Here is a 4037-nt window from a genome sequence, read left to right on the forward strand (position 1 = left end):
GTTCCACCGCCGCGAGGCCGACGCCGCCCGAGGCGCCGAGCACCGCGAGCCATTCGCCCGGCCGGACCTTCGCGCGGTTGCGCAGGGCATGCAGCGAGGTGCCGTAGGTGATCGTCAGGCCCGCCGCCTGCTCGTCACTCACGCCGTCGGGCACGGGGGTCAGCAGGCGCACTGGGACGGTCACCCGTTCGCGGCAGGCGCCGTACTTGGCGTGCACGATCACCCGGTCGCCGACCCGCACGCCCTCCGCGCCGGGGCCGAGCGCCTCGACCACGCCGCAGGCTTCGCCGCCGGGCGAGAACGGCAGCTCCGGCTTCACCTGGTAGCGCCCGGCGATGATCAGCGTGTCGAAGAAGTTGAGCGCGGCGACCGAGACCCGCACCAGCGCCTCGCCGGGGCCGGGCACGGGATCGGGCAACGTCTCGATCGACAGGTCGTCCGGTCCGCCGAGCCGGGTGCAGAGGAGAGCCTTCATCGCGCGCGTTCCGTTGGTTTGGTCATCCGCCCTCGATCGATCGAGGCCGGCTATGCGCCTCAGCGCCGCTGGTAGGTCCCGGTGAGCGAGCCCTTTGCCAGGACGTGGCCTCGCATCGCGTCGAGCAGCGCGCCGCGGCCCGGGGAGGGCGACAGGTCGAGGCGACGGTCGAGGGCGTAGACCTGGAACAGGTAGCGGTGCGCGCCGTGACCGCTCGGCGGGTCCGGCGGCAGCCAGCCGTCCTTGAGGAAGCTGTTCTTGCCCAGATCCACGGGCGCATCCGCGGTCAACGCGCCCTCGGCGAGATCCGACATGGCCGGCGCTAGGTTCCACGCGATCAGATGCACCAGCGGATGCGGCGTCGGGCTGTCGGCATCCTCCGCCAGGATCACGACGGCGGCCGTGCCGGCCGGAAGGTTGCTCCAGGCAAGCGGCGGCGAGGTTCCGTCACCGTCCGCGGTGAAACGGGCCGGCAGAGCCGCGCCGTCGGCGAAGTCTGGGCTCGTCAACGCGATCGTCGCCGGAGCGTCGGGGAATTCGGCGTGAAAGACGGCCTTCTCGAGCCCGGCCTTGAGGTCGGACAGGGCATGGCCCACGGCGGCGGGTATCTTCTCGAGCATCGCGTCTCCTTCGGGGACCGCCCGGTGGTGGCAGGGTTGGGCAGGGGCGCCCTAAGCCGGCTTCTCGGCCGCCAGCATGTAGTTCACCGCCGTGTCGCGGCCCACCCGCCATCCGTCCGTAAGCGGGTTGTAGACGACGCCCGTCGTGTCGGTCACGGACAGGTCGCCGCCCCGGAGCGCAGCCGTCAGCTCGGACGGCGTCACGAACTTCTGCCAGTCGTGCGTGCCCTTCGGCAGCCAGCCGAGGACGTATTCGGCACCGACGATCGCGAGCGCGAAGGAGCGCATCGTCCGGTTCAGCGTCGCGGCGAAGAGCAGGCCGCCCGGCTTCACCGCCGAGGCCGCGGTGCGGACGAAGGCCGGCATGTCGGAGACGTGCTCGATCACCTCCATGATCAGCACCACGTCGAAGGTCCGGCCCGCGGCGGCCACCGACTCGATGGTCTCGGCCCGGTAATCCACGGGCACGCCCTCGGCCTCCGCATGGCGGCGGGCGGCGGCGATGTTCTGCACGGCCGGGTCGAGGCCGGTGACGTCGGCGCCGAGGCGCGCCAGCGGCTCGGACAGCACGCCGCCGCCGCAGCCGACGTCGACCACCGAGAGGCCGTCCAGCGCGAAGGGCGTCTCAGCCGAGCGCCCGTAATGGCGGCAGACCGTGTCGCGAATGTAGGCGAGGCGGACGGGATTGAAGCGGTGCAGCACCCGCATCGGCCCGCGCGGGTCCCACCACGTCGCCGCCAGCGCGTCGAACCGGGCGATTTCGGCCGGGTTCACCGACCCGGTGCGCGCGTGCGCGGCGCCGCCCGCGGCGGTCTCGTCGATGCTCATCCGCTCTCCTTGAGGGTCCGTACCAGGCAGTTGGAAACACGCGCCGGCCCGACCGGTTCGCACGGGCGGCCGAACTTCGCAGCGGAACGCGGCAGCGGAATCGGCGGCGTGTTGACAGGTCCCGACCCCGCTTGTACCCGCCGGACGCCGGTGCGGTACAGCGATCGGCGCGGTCGCTCGGAAATCCCCGCGGGCCGTCCTACACGCCCGGTCCCGATGCGCCCGGATCGGCCGATCGACGAAGTTTGAGAAACGCGGACGCTCCATGCCCCGTCTGGTGATGAAATTCGGCGGCACCTCGGTCGCCAACGTCGAGCGCATCCGCAACGTGGCCGCCCACGTCGCCCGCGAGGTCGCGGCCGGCTACGAGGTCGCGGTCGTGGTATCGGCGATGTCGGGCAAAACCAACGAGCTCGTCGGCTGGGTCAAGGACGCCGACGGCGACTACGACGCCGCCGAGTACGACGCCGTCGTCGCATCGGGCGAGCAGGTCACCTCCGGCCTGCTGGCGATCGCGCTGCGCAAGGCCGGCATCGCGGCCCGCTCCTGGCAAGGCTGGCAGATCCCGATCCAGACCTCGGACGCGCACGGCTCGGCCCGCATCGAGGAGATCGACGGCGCCCGGCTCGACGCCGGCTTCAAGCGCGGCGAGGTGGCGGTGATCGCCGGCTTTCAGGGCATCCATTCCGAGACCGGCCGGATCACGACTTTGGGCCGTGGCGGGTCGGACACCAGCGCGGTCGCGATCGCCGCCGCGATCGGCGCGGAGCGCTGCGACATCTACACCGACGTGGACGGGGTCTACACCACCGACCCGCGCGTCGTGCCGAAGGCGAGGCGCATGGAGCGCGTCACCTTCGAGGAGATGCTGGAGATGGCCTCCCTCGGCGCCAAGGTGCTGCAGGTCCGCTCCGTCGAGCTCGCCATGGTGCACCGGGTGCCGACCACGGTCCGCTCCTCCTTCGATCCGCCGGACGCCGCGCGCCCCGGCACCCTCATCTGCGACGAGGAAACCGACGTGGAACAGCAGATCATCACCGGGATCGCCTTCGCGCGGGACGAGGCGCAGATCACGCTTCGCCGTGTCAAGGACAGCCCCGGCGTCGCCGCCGCGATCTTCGGGCCGCTCGCCGACGCCAACATCAACGTCGACATGATCATCCAGACCGTGTCGGGCGACCAGTCCACCACCGACATGACCTTCACCGTGCCGGCGGCCGACTACGACCGCGCCCGCACAGTGCTCGATCGGGCGCACGACACGATCGGCTTCGCCCAGATCGAAGGCGCCACCGACGTGGTGAAGGTGTCGGCGATCGGCGTCGGAATGCGCAGCCATGCCGGCGTCGCGGCCAAGGCGTTCCGGGCGCTCGCCGACAAGGGCATCAACATCCGCGCCATCACCACCTCCGAGATCAAGTTCTCCGTGCTGATCGACGCGGCCTATACCGAGCTTGCCGTCCGCACGCTCCACTCGCTATACGGCCTGGATCAAGCTTGAGTCTTGCAGGCCCGTCCGACGGGTTCGACCTGAGGTTGCCCGGCGCCGACGTTCGGCGCCGCGCTGACAGGGGATTGACCAGACGATGCCCGCTGCGCCCGGAGGCCCGCGCCTGCTGCTGCGCCGCCTTCGCGAAGCCATGGCGGAGCCGGTCAGCCCCCAGGCGCGCCTGGACCGCATCGTCGTGGTCATCGCCGCCAACGTCATCGCCGAGGTCTGCTCGGTCTACGTCCTGCGCGACGACAACACGCTCGAGCTGTTCGCGACGGAAGGCCTCAACCGCGAGGCGGTCCACCTCACGCGGATGCGTGCCGACGAGGGCCTCGTCGGCCTGATCGCGCAGACGGCCGAGCCGCTTTCGCTCTCCGACGCGCAGACCCACCCGGCCTTCTCCTACCGCCCCGAGACGGGGGAGGAGGCGTATCACGCCTTCCTCGGCGTGCCGTTGCTGAGGGCCGGCAACACGCTCGGCGTGCTCACCGTCCAGAACAAGACCTACCGCGTCTATTCCGACGAGGAGATCGAGGCGCTCCAGACCACCGCCATGGTGCTCTCGGAGATGATCGCGTCCGGCGAGCTGCAGGGGCTGGCGCCCGACGCCGGCACCGCCGCG

The 4037-nt window shown here is 71.1% G+C and carries 5 protein-coding genes; 2 read left to right on the plus strand and 3 right to left on the minus strand.

Annotated features, from left to right (window positions below; all coding sequences use genetic code 11):
* The 3 genes from FV222_RS19215 to ubiG form a co-directional block, all read right to left on the minus strand.
* The coding region (locus FV222_RS19215; RefSeq protein ID WP_147815413.1) for an alcohol dehydrogenase catalytic domain-containing protein at window positions 1-475 on the minus strand (475 nt) is incomplete at its 3' end.
* Window positions 476-534: 59 nt separating this feature from the next.
* A complete protein-coding gene (locus FV222_RS19220; protein WP_147761487.1) occupies window positions 535-1095 on the minus strand; it encodes a YbhB/YbcL family Raf kinase inhibitor-like protein in 561 nt (186 codons plus the stop codon).
* Between the two features lie 51 nt (window positions 1096-1146).
* Window positions 1147-1923, minus strand: coding sequence for a bifunctional 2-polyprenyl-6-hydroxyphenol methylase/3-demethylubiquinol 3-O-methyltransferase UbiG (gene ubiG / locus FV222_RS19225; RefSeq protein WP_147751081.1), 777 nt, complete (start codon window positions 1921-1923; stop codon window positions 1147-1149).
* Window positions 1924-2188: 265 nt separating this feature from the next.
* Here ubiG and FV222_RS19230 point away from each other — a divergent pair, with 265 nt between their 5' ends.
* On the plus strand, window positions 2189-3424 hold the full coding sequence (locus tag FV222_RS19230) for an aspartate kinase (RefSeq protein ID WP_147751082.1): 1236 nt from the start codon (window positions 2189-2191) through the stop codon (window positions 3422-3424).
* 85 nt (window positions 3425-3509) lie between these two features.
* Window positions 3510-4037, plus strand: a 528-nt coding sequence (locus FV222_RS19235; RefSeq protein ID WP_147815414.1) for a GAF domain-containing protein, incomplete at its 3' end; no start/stop codon positions are given.

Origin of the sequence: Methylobacterium sp. WL103, from assembly GCF_008039885.1 — a bacterium.
GTDB lineage: Bacteria > Pseudomonadota > Alphaproteobacteria > Rhizobiales > Beijerinckiaceae > Methylobacterium > Methylobacterium cerastii.